Source organism: Pseudomonas sp. Arb-4-2C (assembly GCF_055755015.1).
On sequence record NZ_CM146899.1, the window covers coordinates 3,520,251 to 3,545,286 of the forward strand.

Below are 25,036 nucleotides of genomic sequence, written 5' to 3' on the forward strand. Positions count from 1 at the left end.
ACGGCTGATCGTTACAAGCATCGACCAGCCCTGCTGGTCGATGTTGTTTACGCCCCTCCAGAATTTCGCGTGCGTTGATCCGCCTGGCGGTAGTCGACGAACGCCGCTGTACAGCACGAGGAACAAGGGATGTTCGCGCCGGCCAATGAAACCCACTTTGCCCTGACCATCGAAGGGCTCTCCGCCGATTTTCAGGTATTCACCCTGACCGGCCGGGAAGCCATCAGCCAGCCTTTTGTGTTTGAGGTGGAGCTGGTCAGTGAGCAGCCGTCGCTGGACCTCGAAACCCTGCTGCACAAACCGGCCTTCCTGCAGCTGTCGCCCGATGGCAGCGGCATCCACGGCCAGATCTATCGCGCCGCGCAAGGTGACTCGGGCAAACGCCTGACCCGTTATTCGGTGACCCTGCGCCCGCAATTGTCGTACCTGGCGCACCGCGTCAACCAACGCATCTTCCAGAACCTCACGGTGCCGAAAATCATCGGCATGGTTCTCGAAGAGCACGGCATCCAGAGCAACGCCTACGAATTCAAGACCGGTTCGATCTATCCCGAGCGCATCTACTGCGTGCAATACGATGAATCGGACCTGCATTTCATCCAGCGTCTGTGCGAGGAAGAAGGTATCCACTACCACTTCCAGCACAGCGCCACGGCGCACAAGCTGGTGTTCGGCGATGACCAGACGGTGTTCCCGAAACTCAAGCCTGTGGCCTACCAGCAAGACTCCGGCATGGTCGCCAGCAACCCGGTGATCAAGCGTTTCGACCTGCGCCTGGAAACCCGCACCAGCCGCACCACGCGCCGCGACTACGACTTCGAAAAACCACGCCTGACGCTGGAAAGCGAAAACCGTGGCGACGCCCTGCCCGACCTCGAAGACTACGATTACCCGGGTCGCTTCATCGACCGCGAGCGCGGCAAGCACCTGGCCAAACGCGCCCTCGAACGCCACCGCAGCGATTTCCAGCTCGCCGAAGGCAAGAGCGACCAGCCGCTGCTGGTCAGCGGCCATTTCCTCGCCCTGACCGAGCACCCGAAGGCCAAGTGGAACGACCTGTGGCTGCTCACCGAAGTCCTGCACGAAGGCAAACAGCCGCAAGTGCTCGAAGAGTCGGTGACCAGCGACACCACCGCATTGAAAGACGACTTCCATCAGGGCTATCGCAACCGCTTTCAGGCCACCCCGTGGGACGTGCCAAACCGTCCACCGCTGCGCCACCCGAAACCGCGCATCCTCGGCAGCCAGAGCGCCGTGGTTACCGGCCCCAAAGGCGAAGAGATCCACTGCGACCAGTACGGCCGCGTCAAAGTGCAATTTCACTGGGATCGCGAAGGCCAGGCCGACGACAAGACCAGTTGCTGGCTGCGCGTCTCTTCCGCCTGGGCCGGCGCCCAATACGGCGGCATCGCCATCCCGCGCATCGGCATGGAAGTGCTGGTCACCTTCCTTGAAGGCGACCCCGATCGACCACTGATCAGCGGCTGCCTGTACCACAAGGAAAACACCGTCCCGTACGCACTGCCGGCGAACAAGACCCGCAGCACCTTCAAGACCCTGAGCTCGATGGGCGGCGGCGGTTACAACGAACTGCGCGTCGAAGACAAGAAAGGTCAGGAGCAGATCTACCTGCACGCCCAGCGCGACTGGGATGAGAACATCGAGCACGATCAGAAAATCCGCGTCGGCAACGAACGCCACGACACCGTCGAGCAAAACAGCTACACGGAATTCAAGGCCGAAGAACACCACACCGTCTACGCCGACCGCAAAGTCGAAGCCCGCGCCAACGACCACCTGACCGTGGGCGTCAACCAGCACATCAAGATCGGCACTGGGCAATTCATCGACGCCGGCCAGGAAATCCACCTGAGCAGCGGCATGAAAGTCGTGCTCGAAGCCGGCGCCGAGTTGACCCTGATCGGCGGCGGCAGCTTCATCAAGATCGACGCCGGCGGCGTGACCATGAGCGGCCCGGTGATCAACATGAACTCCGGCGGCAGCCCCGGCAGCGGCACCGGCGCCGCCCCGCTGATGCCCGGCATCCTCAAACAGGCCGACGCCGACAAGGCCGGCCAGGTCCTGACCCCGGCCCAGATCAACACCCTCAAACGTAACGCGCCGTTCTGCGAAGAATGCGAAAAATGCAAGGCAGGTGCCTGTGCCATCTGATCGAATTACGCCCAAGGACTGGCTGGCACAACAGCCGCTGCAGACTGGCGAGCGTTTGTATCTGGTCATCAGTGCGGCGAGTGATGCCGACGCGCTGAAAACCCTGTACCTGACCGAACCCACCGCCCGGCTCCTGCCGATCTGGGGCGGCACGCCCTACTCCACCTGGCAACCGGTGATGCCCTACGTTACCGAGCTGACTTCCAACTCGCCATTCTTGCCATGGATCGCCGAAACCGACGCCCTCGACTGGGGTTGGCTTGCAGTATCACGCGCCGAACCGAATGGTGTGTTTGAGCATCTGCGCAGCCTGACGCAGGTGAAGATGCCGGACGGGACTGAGGTGTTTTTCCGGTTCTGGGATGGCAGGCATATCTACCCGATTCTGAAGGGGCTTGGGGAGAAGGCTGGGGAAGTACTGCCGGTGTTTGAGCGGTATCTGATTAACGGGCAAACGCTGGAGGTTGGGACACGGGTTTTGCCGAAGGTGCGGGATTGGCCGTGGTGGGAAGTGCCGAAGCCGTTGCTGGACAGTTTGACCAAGGAAAACCCTTCGACACTGATTGGCAATCTCCTGCAATGGCTCGAAGAAGAACGTCCGGACCTTTACAACGCTTGGCCAGAGAACAACCTGAAGCTGAAAGTCAGCCGTTTCGTGCGCCGCCCGGATGCGCCGAAAAACCTTAAAGAAGCACTGTTAAACCACCTGATTCTGGAGCAAGGCTGATGGATCGCGTTGCCTTTGTTGACAACCAACTGAACACCTTCAAGGACAGTCTGAAGTTGTATCAGGAACAAACCAAAACCTGGTACGCGAGAGCCGCCGACAAGGCCAGTCGAGCCGCAGACCTGCCCTCACTGCTAGGCATGGAGCGTGTGATCAAGGTTGGCGACACCAGTAAATCGGTGAGCATGACCGACGGTGATTTCTCCTCGAACGTGGCTCAGTGTCCGCTCCAGGGCCCGCTGCTGATCGAAAGTAAATTCGAGTCGGTCTACGACATCCCTGTCGGTGATATCGAAGTTGAAATCGTCGCCGTGGAAGGCGGTGCAATCAGCAAAGTCAAACTCGATGCTCAAGGCAAGGCGGCGTGGACCGGAGGTATCCCCGGCAAGTATTACCAGATCCGCGTTCACAACGAAGTGACGCCAGCGCAGATTGACACCCTCTTCAGCGCATACAGTGGCGTGACCGCAGACCTCGAAGGTTTCCTGCGTAAAGAGTGGGCAGGGTTCAAGCCACAATGGTCGAACCTTTCCACCTCGGGCACCGCGATGGCCATTGGCACCGGCATTCTTGAAGGTGGCTGGGAGGCCATCAAGGGCGTGTGGGATGGCATCAATCAGGTGCTCGATATCCTCCAGGATCCGGGAAAGTTTGCGAAAGATCTCGGCACCGGAGCAGACGAGCTGATCAAGGTTGCCAAAAGCTCGCCGGACATCATGAAAAAGGCTATGTTGCTGGCCAGTGACGAAGCCGCATTGTTTTTGCTGGTACGCAGTGCAGTGATCTGGCTGGCAGGCTTGCCGCCAATGAAGATGGCTGGCGACATAGCGAAAGCGACCACGGCAATGGTCGTCGGCATCGCGATCGACATCGTGATTGGTGTGGTACTGACCATCGCGGCCGAAGGCACCGGGGTTATCTACCTCGCCGCCCGACTGAAGAAGTACGGTGAGTTGGTCATCAACGCAGTCATCGGTTTCGTGAAGTCGCTGTTCAAGATCATCAATGGCTTTATGGAGTACGTCGCGAAGTACACCGCTGTTGCGGCACGAGGCGTGGCGGCGAAGGTTAGAAACGGTATTTCGGAGTTGCGTTTTGACGGGAAGAAAAACGCAAAACTCGCGGATGGCAAAATAGCTGACGATGCGTCCAAACAGGCGAAGACTCACGCCGATAAAAGCGCAGAGCCCGCCGCCGATACCTGTACCAACGGTTGCCCGGTTTCGATGGTGACCGGTGAAGAGTTGTTGACGCTGACCGACGGCCAACTTGACGGCCTGCTGCCGTTTGAATGGACACGCCTCTACCGAACCAGTGCGGTGGAAATCGACTGTGGTCTGGGCTATGGCTGGAGTCATGCTCTGGCGCATCGCATCGAGGTCAATGGCGACGAAGTCATCTGGACCGACCACGAAAACCGCGCAACGCCCTTCCCCCTCCCAAGCGAACAACGTCCGGCAATTACCAACAGCCTGTCGAAGGCCGCGATATTTCTCGGAGACGATCCGTCAGAACTGGTTCTGGCGCAGGCAGGCAAACGCCCATCGTTCTACCACTTCCGCTTCAACAGCAAAGGCGCCACCCTGATTGCCATCAGCGACAGCTATGGCAATCGACTGCACGTTACGCGCGATATTCATGGTCGAATCAAGCGCCTCGATAACGGTGCCGGTCGCGCCCTGCTTCTGCGTTACGACCGCAAACACATTATCGCTGTGGACTATCAACAGTTCCTGCCAGCGGACAACCTGGAAGATGCCTGGAACACCGTTCAAACGCTGGTGACGTACAACTATGACGCACAACACCGTCTGATCGAAGCGAAGAACGCAGCCGGCGAAGCCGAACGTTATCGCTACAACGATCAGCATGTGATTCTGGAGCGGCAACTGGCAGGTGGCGCGGCCTTCTACTGGGAGTGGGAGAACGAAGGCAAACTGTCTCGCTGCATCCGTCACTGGGCCAATTTCTCGCAGATGGAAGCGCATTACGCCTGGGACGATAAAGGCAGCGTAACGGTAACCAATGCCGACGGCAGCGAAGAGGTCTACACCCACGACGACCATGCACGGCTGATCAGCAAGATCGATCCAGACGGCGCCGAACATCTCAAGGCGTACAACGACAAAGGCCAATTGATCGCAGAAAAGGATCCGTTGGGGGCCGTTACCGAATACCGATACGACGACAACGGACTGATGACTGCCGTCATCCCGCCGGAAGACGAAGCCACCACGTATGAATACATCAATGGTTTCGTCAGCGATGTTCATCGCGGCAAAGCCAGTTGGAAGTACCAACGCAACCGTCAGGGCGACATCACCCAGCAAATCGACCCGGACGGCAATGCCACGCTATACAGCTACGACGCCCAGGGTCGCCTGCTGGAGATCCGCCACCCCGACGGCAGCCGCCATCAACTCGGCTGGAACAACCTCGGGCAGTTACTGGAAGAGCGCCTGCCGGACGGAGGTCAACGCAAGTATCGCTACGACGCACTGGGTCGTCAGATCACCCGCCAGGAAGAGTCCGGCGCCATCACCCACTACCAGTGGGATGCGGCCAACCGTCTGGCACAAGTCACGCTGCCGGGCGGCGCAACACGTGCCTTCACCTACAACGCCTATGGCAACGTCACCGCCGAACGCGACGAACTCGGCCGTATAACCCGCTACGAATACGCCGACAACCTGCACCTGGTCAGCCGCCGTATCAATCCGGACGGCAGCCAACTGCGCTACCGCTACGACAACTCGCGTCTGTTGCTCACTGACATCGAAAACGAGCGCGGCGAGCATTACCAGCTCGATTACTACTCGAACGGCCTGATCCAGCAGGAAACTGGCTTCGACGGTCGTCGCACGGCCTACGAATACGACCTCAACGGGCAGTTGCTGAAGAAAACCGAATTCGGCGATGACGGCAGCGAACTCGTTACCGAATACCAGCGCGATACCGCTGGCCGTCTGCTGGTAAAAACCCTCGCCGATGACGAAGAAATTCACTACAGCTACGACGCCCTCGGTCGTCTGGTAAACGTCGACGACGGCCATTGGCCGCTCGCCTACAAGTACGACCTGCAAGATCGCCTCATCGAGGAACACCAAGGCTGGGGCACCCTGCGTTACGAGTACGACAGCGTCGGCCAGCTAAGCCATTGCCGCCTCCCGGATGGCAGCAAGCTCGACTACCGTCACCTGTCCGGCGGACGCCTGAGCAGCATCGACCTCAACGGCTCACGCCTGACCGCTCACCAGTTCAGCGCCGGTCGCGAACAACAGCGCCAGCAAGGCTTGTTGCTCAGCCAATACCAATACGATGAACAAGGCCGCCTGCAAGCCCACACCGTCGGCCAGCGAGACAAAAACCTGTTTCAGCGTCGCTACAACTACGACGCTAACGGCAATCTCGCCGGTATCGACGACAGCCGCAAAGGCAACCGAAGCTACCACTACGACCCGCTCGATCGCTTGGTCAGCGTACGCGGCACGACACCGGAAAGCTTCGCCCACGATCCGGCGGGTAACCTGCTGGGTCAGAACAACGAAGGCACGGCCAACCTCGCCAACGTCAAAGGCAACCGTCTGCTGATGCAAGGCGACCGCCACTACGACTACGATGCCTACGGCAACCTGATCCGCGAACGTCGCGGCACCGGCCAGAAACTCGTCACCGAATACAGATACGACTGCCAGCACCGTCTCATCGGCGTCAGCCTGCCGGGTGGCAGCACCGCGTCCTACAAATACGACGCTTTCGGCCGACGCATCGAAAAAACCGTCGACGGCCAGACCACGGAGTTCCTGTGGCAAGGCGAACGACTGATCGCTGAAAGCGCCGACAACCGCTACCGCAGCTACATCTATGAGCCCGGCAGCTTCCGTCCATTGGCGATGCTCGATGGCGAAGGCCCGCGCAAAGCCACGCCGTTTTACTACCAGCTCGATCATCTGGGCACTCCGCAGGAACTCACCGACTACAGTGGCGAGATCATGTGGTCCGCGAAGTACCGCGCCTACGGTAACCTCGCTGCGCTGGACGTCAGCGAGATCGATAATCCGCTGCGCTTCCAGGGTCAGTATTTCGATGCCGAGACAGGGTTACATTACAACCGGCACCGCTACTACAATCCGAGCACTGGGCGGTTTTTGACGCCGGACCCGATCAAGCTTGCGGGCGGATTGAACAACTACCAGTACGTGCCTAACCCTACGGGGTGGGTGGATCCGTTAGGGCTGAATAGTGAGTGCCCAAAGAAAAAATCAAAATCTATCGGTAATGTCGGTAACCCTACAGAAAAAGCGAGAACCAATGAAGGCGGACCTACCGCCCCTGCTCCCGCACCACACGGAGAAAGCACAACTCGAGTCCGGCATTACACCAACAGAAAGGGCTCTACTGGCATCGAGAATGATGGTGTAATCCAAGCGCAGGATAACAATCGTGTCTACGTAGAACCTGCCAATAAAAAGCCTTTGAGCCAACTCGAGGCTGAAGATAAGTATCAAATTGGCAGAGGGCGCGGCAGAGATTACATCGAAACAGATGTGCCCGACTCTCAACTTGAATGGGTCAAGAACCCTAGATACGGCACAATGGAGCTTACGATCAAAGGAAATGTGACGCTCGAAAACCCCACATTTAATCGGCGGAAATAATGTTAGAAACCAACAAAAAAATAGTACTTAACGGAGAAGATGCTCTCGAAGTCCTTGCAGATATCGAGTTCATATTAATTTCACTGCACAAGATGGGCAGCTATTACTCCGATAAACCAATCGAAGACTACCAAAAAGCCACCACTGATTTCATTGATAACGAAGGAGTAACCCAACGCCTTGCCAAAGTAAGAAAAATCATAAGCAAGAATTTTGATTCGACACTTGGAGATGATGATATGGATGACATTGAGCGCCACATGGAAGGGATTAAATTTTGGAAACCCTAACTTAGTTTTCAAACATATAAATCTCAACGGATTTTGCTTATATAGATGCAATCCGCGCCCGCCTGACGCTTACAGTTTCTGGACAGCAGTTAAAGGGAACAGCTTTATTTTCCACTGCCCCCGAAGATAATGAAAAAATTTTTCGCCCTTTTGCTATATTTCAATCTGCGACCAATTAAAAACCCTAGAATAAAAAATATGACAGATTTATTTTTCGCTCAATTCAGATCGGCGAAGAAATACGCAAAAATAAATACGCCCCCTTTTACTCCGGTATACGAGGGTGAAGCTGAGTGCGAACACCATTCATGGAAATCCAATATCTGAAGACGCCTTCAAAAAATCAACCAAGAAGAAAAAATAAGCCATGAACATTCAGAAGATAATCACGCTCGGCGGTAAAATAACTCTCGATGATATCTCCAGCCTAGCTGGATCCGACATCACACTTATAATCGACGAATTGAAAGAAGATCTTTTACAGGCATCAATGCCACTCGAGCAAATAATAGATATTGGATGGTACCCAGAATTCAGCGAAGATGGCTCCTTTAGAACTTCACTAATCTCAAATCAAAACTGGGAGTCGCCCATTTACAGCGAAAATGCGAAAAACTGGGCAGAACTTGATAAAGTACTAGAAAAAACCCTGAGCAAAATAAAAATGGCGCAAGGCATTTAAAAATTTAGTTATTTCGACGAAGAGTTTGAAAAAGAGCTATCGGACTCCAATATCAACTTCGAAAAACTGAAAAGCGAAGCGCACGACAATATTGTCTTAAATATCAACAAAGCATTTCCATTTTCCGGATCAAAGATCGCTTGGGGCTCATTCCCCAACAGATTGAGCTACATTAGAAATGATGCGAATCAAGCCCTTATGGATATCACCAATAAAATAACCGATCTCAACATCTCCGAAATAATTTTTATTGGCGACTCGCTCACTGAGAATGCATACAAGATAAGCGTTGTCAACCTCGAAAAAACCTTCTGGTTATTTTCGGAGATTCCTCAACACACTTATTTTTTCTCAGGCGACCTTGGAGTCATTGGCTGTATTAGTAGCGAAGGCGAAATTAATTTTTGTGAGACGCCTTCGTAATACTCAGGCAACGGAGTCGTGACCTCTTGGGACGACAAAGGGGACGGGGCAAAGGGCACAGATCTATTTTAATATTGGCAATGCTTGATGGCGAAGGCCCACGTAAAGCTACGCCGTTCTACTATCAGTTTGAACAGCTTGGCACACCGCAAGAACTCACGGATTAAAGCGGCGAGATCATATGGTCGGCGAAGTATCGAACGTACGGTAACCTCGCAACGCTGGACATCAGCCAAATCGATAACCCGCTATGCTTCCAAGGTCAGTATTTCGATGCCGAGGCGGGCCTACACTACACTGGCATCGCTACTACAATCCGAGCACTGGACGGTTTTTGACGCCGGATTCGATCAAGCTTGCGGGCGGATTGAACAACTACCAGTACGTGCCTAACCCTACGGGGTGGGTGGATCCGTGTCGATTTTTAAACGCGCCTTTCCTGAAGCCATCTTGCTGGAACAACCTTGGTCAACTGCAGGAAGAGCGTCTGCCGGACGATGGTCAACGCAGATACCGCTAAGATGTCTTGGCCGGACAGATCATCCGGCAAAACGAATTTGGCGCGATTACTCAATATCAATGAGACGCCGCTGAATCGCCTGCCCCAAGTCACCCTGCCCGGCGGCGCCACTCGCGCGTTCCCCTATAACCCGTATAGCCGAGTCACCGCCGAACGCGACGAACTCAGGCGCATCAATCAAAAAGGACAAATTTATTTTTCCGCAGATGGCCCAAAAGGCATTGAAAACAAACCTGTCCCGGATGGCATATACTTAGCAGCTACCACTTGAGCTGAAAGAAAAAAATGAAAACCTGGAATGAATTTTATGACAACTCCCTATTCAATAGAGTATTCACCAAATCTATTGAAATCAGCACGATAAGTTTATTCCAAATAACAATCGACAACAACAGACCTAACATAACCTTCGAATTCGATATCCCAGAAACCCCCGACTCCGCACCTGAAAAATGGATAAAGATGGGATTCAACACTTGCCGCATTGGCTTGAACTGCAACGGAGTCAAGGAATTATTCTTAAAAAACATACCTACTCAAGAGAGCCTCACTATCAGAATAGAGAAGATTGACGAGTATTTTTTTATCCGCGCAGAAAATGAAAACTCTCTATTAGAGTTCAAAACAAAATACCCATTACTTTGTGGCCCTTCTGTTTACATGAGCACCCATGAATAAACATCAAATCACACTCGCCAACAACTGGACCGCCACCTTCGAAAACAACGGTGAGTTCCGCATGGGAGCCGAAGGCTGGAGCTTGCTCCTGCAAGGGCCTGACGGCAGAAATATCAAATACTTCGCGGACCAGATCATTTTGGTCAACGATGACGACGGCACCCAGGCTAATTCGTGCATTCGTCTATCCAGCGATGGTATCTACGGTTATTTGAGTACAGCCGTTGACAGCTGCTGGGTGATCGATTTTTCGCGGTGCATGATCGCCCCGCACCGAGTGAGCATCCATCACTACCATGAAGCCTATGACGATAGCGTGGCAGCTTACGAACAACCGGCTTTTAAGCGTGCGAGGCAATACATCAGTGTGGTTGGAAGGTACATCTATCTGACCTTCCCGCTAACCAAAGATGAAGACTTCCCCAAGGTATGGGAAGAGTATCTGTCCATACGCAAACGCCAACTGGATGAGCTCTATTTCAGAAACTGACCAGTGGGCGCCAATATCATCGTAGCTATTGGCGTGCCCTACCCAATCAACTCGTCCATCACCTCATACTTAACCACCACCCGATTCCGATACAACCTCACCCTCTCCACCAATTCCCCCACCTGCCCCTTCTCCCGCACCTCCCGCCAGATCTCATTCTCCCGATACACCCGCTCCCCGTCCCGCACAAACCGGTGCCCTTCCTGAAACACGTGATACCGATAATCCCGCACCCGATCGCACAACAATTCCCCCTCCAGCTGCGTCTCCCCCACGTTCAACTTCAACTGAAAAGTCCGATCCGTCGGGTTGTGCAGCACCAGATCTACGTAGTTATAGAAAATCGCCGCGCCGGAACCGAATGGCAATACTCGCCCCTCGTCCGGGAATGGATCGAAGCTGTGGTTGGAGCGTTCAACGACCACCAGTGGTGAGTGAATCGCCATCCAGTGGATCAGGTTGCTCAGCTGGCAGATTCCGCCGCCGATACCGCGTCGCGCTTCGCCGAAGGACAGTTCCATGCCTTCGACGTAGCCGCGTTTGCGGGTTGGCCGGCCGACGAGGCGGCAGAAGGAGAAGTGTTCGCCGGGGGCGATGATGACGCCATCGATGGCGGCGACGGCGAGTTTGAGGTTGATGACTTTGTTGTGTTGCAGGGCGAGGTCAGAGTCGCCGAGTTTGCGGATAAGTTTCGAGGTGTGTTTCAGGTAGCGAAATGGCAGGCGGTCAGCGCCGGCAACCAGGTGTGCGTAGCGTTGGCTGGAGCAGTGCCAGGCGATCTGGCGGAACAGTCTTTTTTGCCAGACGCGCAGCCAATACAAGGCTGGGTGGTAGAGCGAGAGTGGTTTCATCCGTGAGTCTACGGCGGGCGCCGTTTGTTCCTTGAGGCGTGAAAAAGGACGCGCAGTTTAGCGTGTGGGCCGGCTTAAGTCGTGTGTGAGGTGTCTGGGCTCGACACACTTCGACCCACTTCCTCATCGGCAAATTAAGCTTCAACTAAGGTTGCGTCGCTAGCATCCCGGCCCGACAGACACCTGTCACCGATCAACCGTGGATGAGCGTCCCGACATGAGCCAGTTTGATTTACCAGCCGTTACGCAGCCGAATTTCAGTCTTGTATTGGTAAATTACAAAACCCCGGACATCACCCGGATGTGCCTGGAACTGTTGCGCCAGCACGTTCAGGCGCAGCGCATTCCGGTTTGGGTGGTGGACAATGATTCGGCGGATGCCAGCCTGGATTATTTGCGCTCGCTGGACTGGATCAATCTGATCGAACGTCCCTCTGCCGGCAAAGAAGCTGGGCATATTGCTCATGGCAAGGCGCTGGACATGGCATTGGAGAAAGTTGAAACCGACTATCTGTTTCTGCTGCACACCGACACCTTTGTCTACGACAAGGAAGTCTTCGCGATGATGCTGCGTGAGTGCACCAAGACTGCGGACATCGCCGCCATCGGGTGTGTCGAGCAAATTAATCGTGGGGTTGTGAGAGACACCTGGCGATTAACTTCGCGCTTTTGCAAACATTATGTTCGCCGGGCCAAAACCTCGTTGGGCTTGCGCAGCAAAGAGCCGAAACCTTATCGGGAAACTCATCTAAAAAGTTTCTGCACGTTGTGGAACGCCAAATTGATGAAGTCCCTGGGACTGCACTTTTGCATGGATGACCGGGTGCCCGGTTATACCCTGCAGGATCGAATGACAGCATTGGGCTACGGCATCAAGCTGTTGGCGCCGCGCAAGATCTTCCGCTATCTGGATCATATCCAGGCAGGAACCGTCGCAGCTGCCGGCACCTACGGTAAAAATCACCGCCGGACCCGGATGTACGAGGCCACCCTCAAACGCTTTGAGGGGCAGGCATCGGCGTAATCACGGGCACAAAAAAAGGGCGACTTCAAAGTCGCCCTTTTTTTGTCTGAAATTGTATACATCCGCTCCGAAGAGGTGTTCGCCCAGTGTAATGGCCTGGCAATCCATGCACCGGTAAAGAGCCCTGACACTGGGCGAACGAGAGGGATTTTAATAGAAGTTGGCGCATATGTCGTCATTCATAAAGGTAAAGATTATGTACGAAAAAGTTAATAGATATTTATCGATCAATTCTTTCGCGAAACTTTCAACCTGCTGCATCACTTATTTCAGATGATTGTTCTCATACAATAATCTGTACAAGAACAACCATCCTGTAGAGTTAATACTCAGCTTTCATGCTGACTGGTCACTTTTAATATATCTGTGTAAGTGACGATAACGCTCTGCCCTTCTTTCAGATCCTTCAGCTTGGCTTGAATTTCTGGCTTTTTCACGTCGAGGATTTTCGACTGGCCCGCCGGGTTTTCCAGGGTCACCTGATTCTTCTTCAAATCAATTTTGGTGATTTTCAGTTGCACCTGAACCTGGCGATACGCTTCGCCACCCGGGTTTTCACTGCCCGGAGCCTTGCGCAACTCGCCGCTGCGCTCGACAGTACCAGGCAGACCTTTATCCACATCGGTATCCAGGTAGGCCGCCACGGAGTGCTGCACTTCAACGTTCACTTGGTCGCCGACCTTGAGGTTGGCCAGGTTTTTCGCCTTGTCGCTCAGTTGAACGTGGACCTGGCGACCTTCAGCACCTTCGAGCACGACCTGATGTTTGGCCGCATCGACGGCCAGCACTTTGGTGGTGACCTGATCGGCCTCGAGGGTGGCGGACAGCGGAATATCGGCAGCCAATGCGCCGAAGCTGGTGGCGGACAATACGGTTGCGAGGGTGATGGCCTTGGCCAGTGCTTGGAGCTTCATAAGCGGTACTTTCCCTGTGATGAATGGCAGCACCCGGCGCCAACGCGTGTTCGGCGCCGAATGTGCCACTGAGCATAGACGCTGTTCAGGGCTTGGCTTTGGTTTCTGATGCTGCGTCGGGGGATTGCTGCCAGCAGGTCTGGTCGTCGCTCATGGGGAAGTCCTCGACGGGGTCGCGCAAAGGAGCAGGGAGAAGCGGAGTTCCGGGCAATTGCTTTGTGGGGGCTTTACGGGCGCCTTCGCGAGCAAGCCCGCTCCCACAGGGTTTTGTGTATGGCCGTCAGTACCCGGTCATTTCCAGATAGCCGCGTCCGCCGTGGCTGCCGCTGATCCGCACCGGGCCTTCCCAGTAGGGAATGCGCAGGTTCATCCAGGCGTTGGGGTTCAACGCCGACAGGCTGATGTCGAGGTGTTTGTCGGGAATGCTGATCGACCAGCGCACCGGCATCGTGCGGCCGGCGACTTTCGCGGTGTCCTGAGGAGTGAGTTTGATCTGCTCGCCCGTCAGGGTTTGGGTCTGGCCGTCGGTGCTGATCCAGGTGCCGGTCAGATACGGCGCGCCATCGGTTTGCCGGGTGCGAAACAGCATCAGCGATTCACCGCTGTCCAGGTGCAGGGAAAACCAGTCCCATCCAGTCTGGTTGGCCGCCAGCGGTTGGCTGCTCCATTCACGGTCGAGCCAGGCCGGGCCGTTGACGGTGTAGGTCTGCCCGTCGATTTGCAGGGTGCCGCTGGCCTGAAAAAACGGCTGACTGTAGTAGTACGAAGCCTGGCCCTGTTCAGATTTGCGGCTGAAGCCGTTGTCGCCCTGCAACACCAACGGGCGGCTGGACGTGAGGTGCAGTTGATAGCTGAAGGCTTTGTCTGCGGCACTGAGTTGCAGGTCCGTCAGCGGATCCGGCGCCTGACTGGCAAAGCGCCAATCATCAATCCACGCCTCGAACGGTGCCACGTTCACTCCGGCCTGCCCTACGCCACCCCGGGCGTAACGCTCGGCGGCATGGTGCGCGGTGGCCGAGGTCACCGCCGCATGGCCAAGCCAGAGCGTCTGATTGCCCCATCCCGGTGGCTGCGGCGTTGGTTTCAAGGCGCTGCGAAATAACGTCCACTGCACACCGAAATCATGGCCCTGCTGATCCTTCAGATTGGCGGTGACGTACCACCACTCGATACGAAAACCTTCGTGGGCGCCATGATCCGCCGGGAAGCTGAACACCCGCCCCGGCACTACAGGAGTGAACTGAGCAGCCTGATCGCCGAGCCCGGCAAAACCCTTCTGCTCAGAAACAGGCTGATCGCAGCCGCCCAACAGCAGCAGCGCGAACAGCAGCGCAACGAGGTTAATCCTCATGGGCAAACGTCCTCAGCAGATCCGCCGGTTGCGTGCGGTACAACGAATACAGCGGCCAGGCTGAGGCGAGCAGCGTCGCCAACAGTGCCAACCCCATCAGTTGCAGAAGTTGCAGCGGAAAAATCCGCAGCGGTAAACGCCAACCAAACGCCTGCACATTGATTACCGCATCCAGACACCACGCCAGCGCGATCCCCAGCGGCAGCGCCAGCACCAGCGTCAGCACCGCCAGCAACCAGGTCTGGCCGAGGTTGAGCAGCATCAACTGGCGGCGCGTCACGCCTAACGTCCACAGTGGCGCCAATTGTCCGAGGCGGCTCTGGCTCTGGGTCAGCAGACTGATGAACAGCGCCACACCGGCGACCGCCAGCGTCAGGCTGTTGAGCGCTGCCGTGGCCGCGAAAGTGCGCTCGAACACTTGCACCGACCAACCCTTGAGCCGCGCCTGATCGACGATGCGGCTGTCATCGATCTGGAAGCGCGTTTGCAGCGCAGTCAAAAACGGCGGAATGTCTGGCGGCGCGATGCGCAGGTTGAAACGGTTCGGCGTCAGTGACGGCCACAAACGCAGCAGATGGTTGCTGTTGACCAGCACGTGCCCCTTGGGATTGCCGTAGTCGGCGTAGATCCCGACGATGCGCGGTGTCCACGTCCCCCCCGGGGTCGGCAACGCCAGATGATCACCCGCGCGCACTTTGAGGCGTCGCGCCAGTTGTTCGCTGAGCATGACCGCATCGTCGGTCGCCAGATGCGCCCACGGATCCCCGGCAATCGCGTCAAGCAACGGCCAGTGCTGTCGATAATGCGCATGATCGATCACCCCGAACACATCCGCCGGCCAGCCTTGCACGGTCACCGCCACCTGCCAGTTGGGCAGCACGGCGCTGACATTCGGCTGTTGCTTGAGCCAGCTATACAGCTCGCGGGACTGCGCCGGATTCACCGGGTTGATGTAAAGCTCGGCGCTCAGGCGTTGTTCGAGCCAATCGTTGAAGGTCTGGCGAAAACCGGCGGTCATGCTACCGGCGCCGATGTTGGTGGCCAGCGCCAGCAGCAACGCCATCAACGCCAGGCTCAGCGCCGGCAGTTGCTGGCGACAGTCGGCGAGAAACCATTGACCGAGCACCGAGCGACTGCGCCCGAGCAGTTGATTGAGCACCGCACTGAGCAGCACCGGCAACACCAGCGCAGCACCGAGCAACAGCCCGGCCATCAACACAAAACCGCTGCCGAGGCTGCCGCCCCACACCAACGCCATCAGCGCCGTCCCGCCCAATAGCGCCGCCAGCCAACCCTGGCGCCGCAACCAGCGTGCGTGCTGCTGATGCCAGGCCTGCGGATCTGCCACTGCCAACAACGGCAAGCGTGCTGCGCGCAACAGACTGTTGGCGCCGGCCAGCAGCGCGCCGAACAGGCTCAAGCCGACACCGCTGAACCACCACCACGGACTCAGGCGCAACTGCCCCGCCACTTCCGCGCCGTACAAACCACGCAGGCTGGCGGCGACATCCGGCAGCAACACACTCGCCAGCCAGTAACCGCTGATCACCCCGAACACTCCGCCCACCAGGGCCAGCACACCCAGTTCGACGATCAGACTGGCGATCAGCAACCGCGCACTGACCCCGCAGGCGCGCAAGGTGCGCAACAACCCTCGACGCTGTTCCAGCGCCAGGCCAATGGCCGCGTGAACGATGAACAACCCGACCACGAACGAGAGAAATCCCAGTGCATCGAGATTCAGATGAAAGCTCTCGGTCAGGCGCGCCAGATTGTTTTCCTCGGCACTGCTTTTCAGTTGCAACTGCCCTTTGAACGCGGCCGGCAGTTCGGCATGAAAATCCTTGGGCAGTAACAGCCGCGACAGTTGCCCGGGTTGTTCGAGCAGGGTTTGCGCAACGCCGATGTCCACCAGCAACACACCCGGTGCCATGTCCTTTTGCGCATGCAGCGGCGGCAGCGTCTGGCCGTTGACGGCCTGCGGCGTGGCGCCTTCGGCGAGGTCCAGCGCTTGCAATGTCTCGGGGGAAATCCACGTGCTGCCCGGTGGCGAGAAGAACTCGACGATGCGTTCGATCGGCATCGCCTGCCCGGCCACCGCGGAATCGGTCGGCAGCGACACCGGTTCGATCCCCATCAGTTGCAGGCGCTGGTTGTCGTGATCCTTCAAGACCAGTCGCCCCTGCAGCAGCGGCGAGACCGGCCAGCCTGCACGGCGCAGATCGATGAACCACTGCTGCGCAAACGTCGCGCCATTGGCTGTGCCGAGGCTGGCCTGCGGTTCGCCTCCGATCATCTGGCTGGCCCGGGCGTAACTGTCGCGGGCCTGACTGTTCAGCGCCTCGACGCCGGTCAGCAGACTGGTGGCCAGCCACAGCCCGGTCAACAAACTGAAGAACTGCACCGGATGCCGCCGCCAATGGCTGAGCAGCGCGCGCAGGGTTTGCCAGAAAACGTTCACGTCAGCCGGCCGTTGGACAACACCACCCGCTGCGCCAGCCGCGCCGCAACGCGCGGGCTGTGCGTGACCATCAGCAGTGTGGTCGGGGTGTCGTCGAGCAGTTCCAGCAACAGGCGCAGCACTTCATCGCTGGTGGCTTCGTCGAGGCTGCCGGTCGGCTCGTCGGCCAACAGCAATTTCGGCCGTGACGCCAAGGCCCGGGCCAGCGCGGCTCGCTGCTGCTGACCACCCGACAACTGCTCGGGATAACGCTTGAGCAATTCGCCCAGCCCCAGACGCTGCACCAGATGCGCCTGCCAACGCGGCTCATGGCGCCCGGCCAGGCGCGCCTGAAACGCCAGATTGTCCTCGACCCGCAGGCTGCCGATCAGGTTGAACTGCTGGAACACCAGACCGATTTCGGTCCGGCGCCAGTCGGCCAGTTGCGCTTCATTCATGCTCTCCAGCCGATGCTCGCCGCTACGGATGCTGCCGCGGTCGACCTTGTCGAGGCCAGCGATCAGGTGCAGCAAAGTGCTTTTGCCACTGCCGGATTCGCCCATCAGCGCCAGGCTGCTGCCGGGTTCGAGCGTCAGGTCGATGCCTTGCAGCACCGGTAACGGGCCTTGGGGAGTGAGGTAACTTTTGAAAACGCCTTGAACCTGAAGCATGCCGCCATCCGCTGGGTCAGTGTGGGCCAAGGATAGCGGATAGCGGCCTGATCAGATCAGTGGCGTTTGATCGGGCCTCACCGCTTGCAGGCAAGCTCCCACAGGGATTGCGGTTGTTCACAAAGACTGGGTTCACCATAGAACACTGTGGGAGCGGGCTTGCTCGCGAAGAGGCCAGTTGGCCCAACACAAATCTCACTCCCCGGCCGCCACACTGGTCGCCGCCTCCCCCGGCGTGACAATGGTCTTCAGATCAATGTGCTTCCACTCAGGCTTGGCCCCCAACCGCGCATTGAAGCGGTAATTGAAGGTGAAGTCGTCCGCCGTCGGCTGGGTCAACGGCTTGCCATACAGCGCTTCGATCCCCGCCAGGTCGTAGCCCATCAACTGCAGCAAGGTCGGAAAAATGTTGTAGTGGCTGGAACGGTCCTTGTTCACCGGTAACGATTGCGCCCAGTCCGGGCCGTGCAACTGATCGCCCTGAATCACCACCAGCGGCACCAGCCCCTCTTCCTCCACCGGATCACCACCGCAGTGAGTATTGAGCCCGGGGTTGCCGCGCTCGTGCAGATCCTGGCCATGATCCGAGGTGTAGATCAGCAGCGCATTGTTCAGATTGGCCTGGGCAAACACCCGGGCAAAAAACTCGCCGACATTCCACAGCACCGTGTTTTTGTAGGCGTTGCGGTACAACACCCAATCGTCCGGCTGGCCGTTGAAACCGTCGCGCTTGCCGGTGTCGGCCACTTCGGTGAACTGCCCGCGAGGCAGCGTCGGCCGATAGGCCATGAATGCGTCGGGGTATTTGTCGTGCACCGGGAAATGTGCGCCGACCTTGTTGATCACCACCAGCTCCGGTTGGTCGTCGTTGAGCAGCTCGATCAGCTTCGCAGCGGCGGCCATGTCGCGATCACGCACGCTGGTCTGGTCAAACTGGACGAACTCGTCGATGTCCTTTTTCTCGGTGTCGGTCATCAGGTTCTGCAGATTGCCGCCGGTGCGCTGGGCGTCAATATAGACGGTGCGCAAGCCGGCCTTTTTCGCGTACTGCCAGATCGACGGCAGCGTGCTGTTGATCCGCATGTAATCGGCGCGGGTGCCGCCGTAGCGCAGGGTGACGTTGGTGTCGGCGCTGCAGTTGGCGATGGACGCGGCGTAACCGTAATTGAAGATGCCGACACCTGGATGCGCCTGCTTGAGGTTGCTGTGCACCCCGAACGGCGCGTTGATGTCCAGGTAATTGCCGGAGATGCTTTCGTCGATGATCAGCACGATGTCGTGATTGACCGCCGCAGTGCTGCGCGCCAGCGTCACCGGCTCACGCGGGCCGACGGTGTTGTGCAGCGCTTCATAGGCAAACAGGTTCAGATAGGCCAGCGGCGTGTACATGATCGGCAAGCCGCGCGCGCCCTCGCCCGCCCGCAGGAACAACACCGCGCTCAGCAGCAAGACCCCGCACACAGGCGCCGCCACCCGCCATGCATTGGGCACCGCCAACGCATGCTGCGGCTTGAGCCCGATGCCAAACAGCAACAGCAAACCACTGAGCGCGCCATGCATGATCGCGCCGCGATACTGGTAGGCGGCTTCCTGGATGAAGCCGCCGGAGTACACCAGCGAGACAAAACTGCTGTAGCTCAGATAATCAGCGGTAACCCGGGTATATACATCAAAGAATACCGCCGAAACAAACAGCGTTATTGCGAATAAATGACGAATCAGTGCCTGACGAATATAAGCCGTTAGATATAACGCTAAAGTGAGCGCCAAAAACATCGCGCCAAAAAGAAGTACAGCAAAACCGACACCGATAGCCGTTAACCGATCAATGTAATATTCGGAATAAAGCAGCAGATAAACAATTAAAAGCAGTTCTTTCAAATATCGAAACATGGCAATTCCGGTGGTGCGAAACGGCATTGGGTCAATAGTTTGTCGGTCAAAATCTGACACTAGCATCCGGCCATCAAAGCGCAAGAAAAGCCTGACTTTTTCATGAAGCGTCAAAAAACTGTTGACTCAATCCTGACACACTCCAGCGGCTACAAGTCTTTAATTTCAGGGCTTTCGACCGTTTATCGCTTTCTTTGAATTGTGAAAAAAGCGTCAAGAACGGGACAAATCCAGCAATAGCAAGCACTTGATGGCCAATAGCCTGAAAAAAGCCCGGTGTTATACACATGCAACATGTCATTTTGCTGACACGCTTTTCCCTTCCTGCGCTATACCCCTTTTGACAGTTCACTTTCGATCTTCCTCCACCGTCTTACGAGGCACGCCAATATGGACGTGAGCGTATTTGGTACGGGCTATGTTGGCCTTATACAAGCAGCCGCACTTGCCGATGTCGGACATCGGGTTTTATGTGTGGACATTGACCCGAACAAGATTAAACAACTGCAACAGGCTGTTCCGCCTATTAGTGAGCCCGGTTTATCCGCAGCACTGGAGGAAAACATCAAGGCCGGCCGCTTGCTGTTCAGTACCCAGGCCAGTGACGCGGTGGCGCATGCCGAGCTGATTTTCATCGCCGTGGGCACCCCGGCCGATGAGGACGGCTCTGCCGACCTGACCCACGTGCTCAACGTCGCCCGGCAGATCGCCTCGCACATGGAGGCCGATCGCACCCTGATCATCAAGTCCACGGTGCCGGTCGGCACGGCGGACCAGGTGGCCGCCAAGGCCAACGAAGAGTTGCAGCGCCGTGGTCGCAGCAGCCTCAAGGTACGGGTGGTGTCCAACCCCGAGTTTCTCAAGGAAGGCAGCGCCCTCGCCGACTGCATGCGCCCGGACCGGATCATCGTCGGCACCCGTGACGACGCGGCCCGCGAACAGATGAGCGAGCTGTACGCGCCGTTCTGCCGCAACCACGAAAAACTGATGTTCATGGACAACCGCAGCGCCGAGCTGACCAAGTACGCCGCCAACGCGATGCTCGCCACGCGTATCAGCTTCATGAACGAACTGGCCAACCTCACCGAACTGCTGGGCGCCGACATCGAAGCCGTGCGCAAAGGCATCGGCTCCGACCCACGCATCGGCTACCACTTCATCTACCCCGGTTGCGGCTTTGGCGGTTCGTGCTTCCCCAAGGATCTGCGCGCCCTGCTGCACACCGCCGAACACAACGGCATGCCACTGAAACTGCTGCGCAGCGTCACCGACGTCAATGACAGCCAGCGGCACATCCTGTTCAGCAAACTCCAGGCACAGTTTCCGCAAGGCCTGGCCGGCAAGTCGATCGCGATCTGGGGCCTGGCATTCAAACCCAATACCGATGACATGCGCGAAGCCCCCAGCCGCTACCTGATGGACGCATTGTGGGCCGAAGGCGCCAGCGTGCAGGCCTACGATCCGGAAGCCATGTCCGAGTGCCGGCGGCTGTACGGCTATCGCGACGATCTGCACCTGTGCGCCACCCGCGATGACACCCTGGAAGATGCCGATGCGCTGGTGATCTGCACCGAGTGGAAGAACTTTCGCGTGGTCGATTTCGAGCTGCTGGCGAGCAAGCTGCGCTCGAAGGTGATTGTCGACGGTCGCAACCTCTACAACCCGGAACACGTGGCCGCCGCCGGCTTGCATTACAGCGGCATCGGCCTGCGCCATATCGCTCCGGAAGGACTGCGCCCATGAAAATCCTGGTCACCGGCGCAGCCGGCTTCATTGGCGCCCATTGTGTGTTGCGGCTGATGCGCGACGGGCATGCGGTGGTCGGCCTGGACAACTTCAACGGCTACTACGACCCGCAGCTCAAACACGATCGCGTGCAATGGGTGCGCGATCAGGTCGGGCATTTCCCGTTGGCGCGGATTGATCTGGCCGATGCCGCCGCGATTGAAGCACTGTTTGTCCGCGAGCAACCGCAAGTGGTGATTCACCTCGCGGCGCAGGCCGGGGTGCGCTACTCGCTGGAAAACCCGAAAGCCTATCTGGACAGCAACCTTTGCGGCTTTTTGAACATCCTAGAAGGCTGCCGGCATCACCCGGTCGAGCATTTGATCTACGCCTCGTCGAGTTCGGTGTACGGCGCCAACCAGCACATCCCGTATTCGGTGCACGACGGCGTCAATCACCCGCTGTCGCTGTACGCCGCCACCAAAAAAGCCAACGAGCTGATGGCCCACAGTTACAGCCACCTGTTCGGGATTCCCAGCACCGGCCTGCGTTTCTTTACCGTGTACGGCCCTTGGGGCCGGCCGGACATGTCGCCGATCCAGTTCGCCCGGGCGATCACCGAAGGCACGCCGCTGAAGCTATTCAACTACGGCGAGCACCAGCGCGATTTCACCTACATCGACGACATCGTCGAAAGCATCGCCCGTCTCACCGACCACCCGCCGCATAACCACCCGGAGTGGGACCGCGAACACCCCGATGCGGGCAGCAGCATGGCGCCGTGGTGCCTGTTCAACATCGGCGGCCACCACCCGGTGGAGCTGAAAACCTATCTGGCGCTGATGGAAAAACACCTCGGCCAGAAAGCCATTGTCGAGCTCTTGCCCCTGCAACCGGGCGATGTGCTCAACACCTGTGCCGAGACCGATGATCTGGCCCAGGCCACCGGGTTCCAGCCCCGGATCGAGCTGGATGAAGGACTGGGGCGTTTCATCGCCTGGTTTCGCGACTACTACCCCACTGTCTATCGCCCACGCGCCGCTCGCGGCTGAACATCAGCGGAGGACCCCATGACTGGACATGAGCAAGGTGTACCGATCAATCAGATGCGCCGCGACAAGCGCATGGACCCCGAGCACCGAATGCGCCTCGATACCGCCATCCACATGCAGGGCCGTGGCTGGTTGACCGGCCGCGACGGTGGCCGGCCATGGACGCTGTCACGCACCAACCGTGTGATGGCCTGCGTCGGGGCGCTGGTGATTCTGGTGGTGTTTTCACCGCTGCTGCTGGGCCTGGCGCTGGCCATCAAGCTCACCAGCCCGGGGCCGGTGATGTTCGTGCAAAAACGCACCGGCTATCGCGGCCGCAAATTCGGCATGTACAAGTTCCGCACCATGGTCTGCAACGCCGAAGAGCTGAAGGAATCGCTGCGCCACCTCAACAAGCACGGGGCCGACGCCATCGATTTCAAGATCGACAAGGACCCACGCATCACCGGGATCGGCGGTTTCCTGCGGCGCACCAGCCTCGACGAACTGCCCAATCTGATCAACGTGGTCAGTGGTGACATGCGCCTGGTCGGCCCACGGCCGACTTCGTTCAACGCCTACCGCTACAAGGACAACCACCTCGCCCGCCTGAGCATCTACCCCGGCATGACCGGCCTGTGGCAGATCTCCGGGCGCAGCAACATCGACTTCGACCAGCGCGTTGAGTTGGACCTCAGTTACATCGCCGAGCAAAGCCTTTTGCTTGATCTGAAGATCCTGTTGAAAACCCCCTTCAAAGTATTCAGCGGCCACGGAGCAAGCTAATGGACGGTTCAACCAACAAAAGCCTGAGCATTGCCAACCCCAGCGAATCGAACCTGATCTCGACCGTGCTGGATCTGGATCTGCGGATCCTGTTTCTGACCGCCGCCAACCCCGGCGCGGGCACCACCACCAGTGCCCTGGCACTGGCCAGCCAACTGGCGCAGATGAGCAGCGGCCAGGTGCTGCTGGTCGATGCCAGCCAGTCGGCCAGCAACCTCACGCAACAACTGAACCTGAGCAAGGAGCGCGGCCTGCGCGACCTGTTGTTCAACCCCGACAGCCCGCCGCTGTTGCAGGACTGTGTGGTGCAGGTGTCGAGCTTGCCGTTTCACATCCTGCCCAACGGCCGGCCGATCCGCACCATGGAGCACCTGACCGCCGAGCGCCTGAGCCCGTTGCTCGACCAATTGGGCAGCCAGTACCGCTTTGTGGTGATCGACGGTGACGCGGTGTACTCCGCCGCCGACACGCTGGTGCTCGGGACCCAGGTCGACGGTGTGGTGTTCGTGGTCCGTGCTGAAGACACCCGCTGGGAAGTCGCCCAGGCCGCTGTGCAACGCCTGACCCAGGCCGGGGCAAAAGTGGTCGGCAGCGTGTTCAACCGGCGCAAGTACTACATGCCCAAGTGGCTTTACAAAAACCTGTAAGCAAACGCGAAGGATGACGCCATGAACGCCAAGATACTTGTTCTGCTGATGCTGCCGCTTGCAGGCTGCTCCAGCACCCCCGAAACCCAGAACATGCCGGTGAATATCCTCACCGCCACGCCGGCCAATGCCCAGGCGACCGACATGCCCAAGGTCGAACAGACCCTGCGCCCGCAAGATGTACTGGATGTGATCTTCCATATCAGCACCAGCGGTTCGGACGCCTACCGCGTGCAGTCGGGTGACCAGATTGGCCTGAACTTCACCGCGGCCAGCCAGCTCAACGGCAACCAACTGGTGTTGCCCGACGGCACCATCAACCTGCCTGGCGCCAACACCTCGGTGAAAATCGCCGGGCTGACCGGCGACGAGGCGCGCGAAGAAATCCAGCGCGCCTATCAGCGCAAGCAACTGTTCCAGCCCAACCGCAATCAGCTGACGGTGCAGGTCATCAGCCCGCTGACCAATGAACAGAACCTCAAAAGCGCGCTGAATCACCCAGCCACCGGCATGAGCCGCGAGATCACTGTGGGCAACGACGGTTATGCGAGTTTCCCGGAAATCGGCGCGGTGCCGCTGCAAGGCATGACCATCAACCAACTGGAAACCTTCCTCAACCAGAAATACGCGCAGTTGCCCGGGAAGATGAGCGTCGATGTGATGCTCAAATCCACCGCCGGCAACGAGATCTACGTGCTCGGCGAAGTCGGTCAGCCCGGTTCCTACCCGATCCGCCGCCCGGTCTCGGTGCTTGAAGCGTTGACCCTGGCCCGTGGCACCAACGTCAAGGCGCGTCTGGATTCGGTGGTGATCATGCGCCGCAACGGCAATCAGGTGCAGGCCGTGCACTACGACGTGGAAAAAGCCCTGGCGGGCGACGCGTCGCAGATCGCCTACCTGCAACCGGACGACATGCTGTTCGTGCCGAAAACCAAACTGGCGAGTGCCGGCGATCTGGCTCGGCAACTGGCAGACGTGGTGTTGTTCCAGGGCGTGGGCTTCAGCTTCGGCTACCGCGTCGACAACAAAAGCAGCAGCAGTAACTGACTCTCAGGTGAACGAT

At 57.9% G+C, this 25,036-nt stretch carries 20 protein-coding genes and 1 pseudogene; 15 read left to right on the forward strand and 6 right to left on the reverse strand.

Going from position 1 to position 25,036, the window contains the following annotated elements:
• The first annotated feature begins 129 nt into the window (after nucleotides 1-129).
• The 9 genes and pseudogenes from AC0J41_RS15700 to AC0J41_RS15740 all read left to right on the forward strand — a co-directional run bounded on the left by AC0J41_RS15700 (nucleotide 130) and on the right by AC0J41_RS15740 (nucleotide 10,640).
• Nucleotides 130-2,172, forward strand: a complete 2,043-nt coding sequence (locus AC0J41_RS15700; protein WP_473012965.1) for a type VI secretion system Vgr family protein — start codon at nucleotides 130-132, stop codon at nucleotides 2,170-2,172.
• Nucleotides 2,162-2,899, forward strand: coding sequence for a DUF4123 domain-containing protein (locus tag AC0J41_RS15705; protein WP_473012966.1), 738 nt, complete (start codon nucleotides 2,162-2,164; stop codon nucleotides 2,897-2,899). The genes AC0J41_RS15700 and AC0J41_RS15705 overlap by 11 nt, the downstream gene beginning before the upstream one ends.
• Nucleotides 2,899-7,557: an RHS repeat-associated core domain-containing protein gene (locus tag AC0J41_RS15710; protein WP_473012967.1), complete on the forward strand. Its 4,659-nt coding sequence runs from the start codon at nucleotides 2,899-2,901 to the stop codon at nucleotides 7,555-7,557. The genes AC0J41_RS15705 and AC0J41_RS15710 overlap by 1 nt, the downstream gene beginning before the upstream one ends.
• Nucleotides 7,557-7,847: a hypothetical protein gene (locus AC0J41_RS15715; protein ID WP_064588107.1), complete on the forward strand. Its 291-nt coding sequence runs from the start codon at nucleotides 7,557-7,559 to the stop codon at nucleotides 7,845-7,847. Before AC0J41_RS15710 ends, AC0J41_RS15715 begins: the two co-directional genes overlap by 1 nt.
• Before the next feature lie 367 nt (nucleotides 7,848-8,214).
• Nucleotides 8,215-8,529 (forward strand): hypothetical protein, encoded by a 315-nt coding sequence (locus AC0J41_RS15720; protein WP_473012968.1) that lies wholly within the window; start codon nucleotides 8,215-8,217, stop codon nucleotides 8,527-8,529.
• Nucleotides 8,530-9,026: 497 nt separating this feature from the next.
• A pseudogene (locus tag AC0J41_RS15725) lies at nucleotides 9,027-9,367 on the forward strand (RHS repeat-associated core domain-containing protein); the annotation flags it as partial.
• Nucleotides 9,368-9,449: 82 nt separating this feature from the next.
• Nucleotides 9,450-9,743: a hypothetical protein gene (locus AC0J41_RS15730; RefSeq protein ID WP_473016047.1), complete on the forward strand. Its 294-nt coding sequence runs from the start codon at nucleotides 9,450-9,452 to the stop codon at nucleotides 9,741-9,743.
• Nucleotides 9,744-9,757: 14 nt separating this feature from the next.
• Nucleotides 9,758-10,150, forward strand: coding sequence for an Imm50 family immunity protein (locus AC0J41_RS15735; protein ID WP_473012969.1), 393 nt, complete (start codon nucleotides 9,758-9,760; stop codon nucleotides 10,148-10,150).
• A complete protein-coding gene (locus AC0J41_RS15740; protein ID WP_473012970.1) occupies nucleotides 10,143-10,640 on the forward strand; it encodes a hypothetical protein in 498 nt (165 codons plus the stop codon). The genes AC0J41_RS15735 and AC0J41_RS15740 overlap by 8 nt, the downstream gene beginning before the upstream one ends.
• 38 nt (nucleotides 10,641-10,678) lie before the next feature.
• Here the strand turns inward: AC0J41_RS15740 and AC0J41_RS15745 are convergent, their stop codons facing one another.
• Nucleotides 10,679-11,491, reverse strand: a complete 813-nt coding sequence (locus AC0J41_RS15745) for a VanW family protein (RefSeq protein ID WP_473012971.1) — start codon at nucleotides 11,489-11,491, stop codon at nucleotides 10,679-10,681.
• A 217-nt stretch (nucleotides 11,492-11,708) separates the two neighbouring features.
• Here AC0J41_RS15745 and AC0J41_RS15750 point away from each other — a divergent pair, with 217 nt between their 5' ends.
• A complete protein-coding gene (locus AC0J41_RS15750) occupies nucleotides 11,709-12,515 on the forward strand; it encodes a glycosyltransferase family 2 protein (protein WP_473012972.1) in 807 nt (268 codons plus the stop codon).
• Nucleotides 12,516-12,844: 329 nt separating this feature from the next.
• Here AC0J41_RS15750 and AC0J41_RS15755 read toward each other — a convergent pair whose 3' ends face one another.
• From AC0J41_RS15755 to AC0J41_RS15775, 5 genes are all read right to left on the reverse strand, one after another.
• Nucleotides 12,845-13,429, reverse strand: a complete 585-nt coding sequence (locus AC0J41_RS15755) for a hypothetical protein (RefSeq protein WP_473012973.1) — start codon at nucleotides 13,427-13,429, stop codon at nucleotides 12,845-12,847.
• A gap of 280 nt (nucleotides 13,430-13,709) precedes the next feature.
• Complete coding sequence (locus AC0J41_RS15760; RefSeq protein ID WP_473012974.1) at nucleotides 13,710-14,780, reverse strand: lipocalin-like domain-containing protein; 1,071 nt, start codon at nucleotides 14,778-14,780, stop codon at nucleotides 13,710-13,712.
• Nucleotides 14,770-17,241 carry an ABC transporter permease gene (locus tag AC0J41_RS15765; protein WP_473012975.1) on the reverse strand — a complete coding sequence of 824 codons (2,472 nt, stop codon included), beginning with the start codon at nucleotides 17,239-17,241 and terminating at the stop codon, nucleotides 14,770-14,772. The genes AC0J41_RS15760 and AC0J41_RS15765 overlap by 11 nt, the downstream gene beginning before the upstream one ends.
• Nucleotides 17,238-17,891: an ABC transporter ATP-binding protein gene (locus tag AC0J41_RS15770; RefSeq protein WP_473012976.1), complete on the reverse strand. Its 654-nt coding sequence runs from the start codon at nucleotides 17,889-17,891 to the stop codon at nucleotides 17,238-17,240. Before AC0J41_RS15770 ends, AC0J41_RS15765 begins: the two co-directional genes overlap by 4 nt.
• Before the next feature lie 195 nt (nucleotides 17,892-18,086).
• Nucleotides 18,087-19,784: a sulfatase-like hydrolase/transferase gene (locus tag AC0J41_RS15775; protein WP_473012977.1), complete on the reverse strand. Its 1,698-nt coding sequence runs from the start codon at nucleotides 19,782-19,784 to the stop codon at nucleotides 18,087-18,089.
• Between the two features lie 390 nt (nucleotides 19,785-20,174).
• Between AC0J41_RS15775 and AC0J41_RS15780 the strand changes: the two genes are divergently transcribed.
• From AC0J41_RS15780 to AC0J41_RS15800, 5 genes are read left to right on the forward strand one after another with little or no spacing between them, the layout of a single operon-like run.
• On the forward strand, nucleotides 20,175-21,527 hold the full coding sequence (locus AC0J41_RS15780; protein ID WP_025109889.1) for a UDP-glucose dehydrogenase family protein: 1,353 nt from the start codon (nucleotides 20,175-20,177) through the stop codon (nucleotides 21,525-21,527).
• Nucleotides 21,524-22,561 (forward strand): NAD-dependent epimerase, encoded by a 1,038-nt coding sequence (locus tag AC0J41_RS15785; protein ID WP_025109888.1) that lies wholly within the window; start codon nucleotides 21,524-21,526, stop codon nucleotides 22,559-22,561. Before AC0J41_RS15780 ends, AC0J41_RS15785 begins: the two co-directional genes overlap by 4 nt.
• An 18-nt stretch (nucleotides 22,562-22,579) precedes the next feature.
• Nucleotides 22,580-23,326: a sugar transferase gene (locus tag AC0J41_RS15790; protein WP_473012978.1), complete on the forward strand. Its 747-nt coding sequence runs from the start codon at nucleotides 22,580-22,582 to the stop codon at nucleotides 23,324-23,326.
• Nucleotides 23,326-23,973: a CpsD/CapB family tyrosine-protein kinase gene (locus tag AC0J41_RS15795; protein WP_025109886.1), complete on the forward strand. Its 648-nt coding sequence runs from the start codon at nucleotides 23,326-23,328 to the stop codon at nucleotides 23,971-23,973. The genes AC0J41_RS15790 and AC0J41_RS15795 overlap by 1 nt, the downstream gene beginning before the upstream one ends.
• A gap of 21 nt (nucleotides 23,974-23,994) precedes the next feature.
• Nucleotides 23,995-25,020: a polysaccharide biosynthesis/export family protein gene (locus AC0J41_RS15800; protein WP_025109885.1), complete on the forward strand. Its 1,026-nt coding sequence runs from the start codon at nucleotides 23,995-23,997 to the stop codon at nucleotides 25,018-25,020.
• The last annotated feature ends 16 nt before the right edge of the window (nucleotides 25,021-25,036 follow it).

Excerpts from the sequence above, each read along its gene's own strand:
- AC0J41_RS15735 (WP_473012969.1), top strand. The coding sequence starts at position 9,758 with ATGAAAACCTGGAATGAATTTTATGACAACTCCCTATTCAATAGAGTA.
- AC0J41_RS15785 (WP_025109888.1), top strand. The coding sequence starts at position 21,524 with ATGAAAATCCTGGTCACCGGCGCAGCCGGCTTCATTGGCGCCCATTGT.
- AC0J41_RS15710 (WP_473012967.1), top strand. The coding sequence starts at position 2,899 with ATGGATCGCGTTGCCTTTGTTGACAACCAACTGAACACCTTCAAGGAC.
- AC0J41_RS15790 (WP_473012978.1), top strand. The coding sequence starts at position 22,580 with ATGACTGGACATGAGCAAGGTGTACCGATCAATCAGATGCGCCGCGAC.
- AC0J41_RS15770 (WP_473012976.1), bottom strand. The coding sequence starts at position 17,891 with ATGCTTCAGGTTCAAGGCGTTTTCAAAAGTTACCTCACTCCCCAAGGC.
- AC0J41_RS15795 (WP_025109886.1), top strand. The coding sequence starts at position 23,326 with ATGGACGGTTCAACCAACAAAAGCCTGAGCATTGCCAACCCCAGCGAA.
- AC0J41_RS15700 (WP_473012965.1), top strand. The coding sequence starts at position 130 with ATGTTCGCGCCGGCCAATGAAACCCACTTTGCCCTGACCATCGAAGGG.
- AC0J41_RS15730 (WP_473016047.1), top strand. The coding sequence starts at position 9,450 with ATGGTCAACGCAGATACCGCTAAGATGTCTTGGCCGGACAGATCATCC.
- AC0J41_RS15780 (WP_025109889.1), top strand. The coding sequence starts at position 20,175 with ATGGACGTGAGCGTATTTGGTACGGGCTATGTTGGCCTTATACAAGCA.
- AC0J41_RS15775 (WP_473012977.1), bottom strand. The coding sequence starts at position 19,784 with ATGTTTCGATATTTGAAAGAACTGCTTTTAATTGTTTATCTGCTGCTT.
- AC0J41_RS15750 (WP_473012972.1), top strand. The coding sequence starts at position 11,709 with ATGAGCCAGTTTGATTTACCAGCCGTTACGCAGCCGAATTTCAGTCTT.
- AC0J41_RS15715 (WP_064588107.1), top strand. The coding sequence starts at position 7,557 with ATGTTAGAAACCAACAAAAAAATAGTACTTAACGGAGAAGATGCTCTC.
- AC0J41_RS15740 (WP_473012970.1), top strand. The coding sequence starts at position 10,143 with ATGAATAAACATCAAATCACACTCGCCAACAACTGGACCGCCACCTTC.
- AC0J41_RS15745 (WP_473012971.1), bottom strand. The coding sequence starts at position 11,491 with ATGAAACCACTCTCGCTCTACCACCCAGCCTTGTATTGGCTGCGCGTC.
- AC0J41_RS15800 (WP_025109885.1), top strand. The coding sequence starts at position 23,995 with ATGAACGCCAAGATACTTGTTCTGCTGATGCTGCCGCTTGCAGGCTGC.
- AC0J41_RS15755 (WP_473012973.1), bottom strand. The coding sequence starts at position 13,429 with ATGAAGCTCCAAGCACTGGCCAAGGCCATCACCCTCGCAACCGTATTG.
- AC0J41_RS15760 (WP_473012974.1), bottom strand. The coding sequence starts at position 14,780 with ATGAGGATTAACCTCGTTGCGCTGCTGTTCGCGCTGCTGCTGTTGGGC.
- AC0J41_RS15720 (WP_473012968.1), top strand. The coding sequence starts at position 8,215 with ATGAACATTCAGAAGATAATCACGCTCGGCGGTAAAATAACTCTCGAT.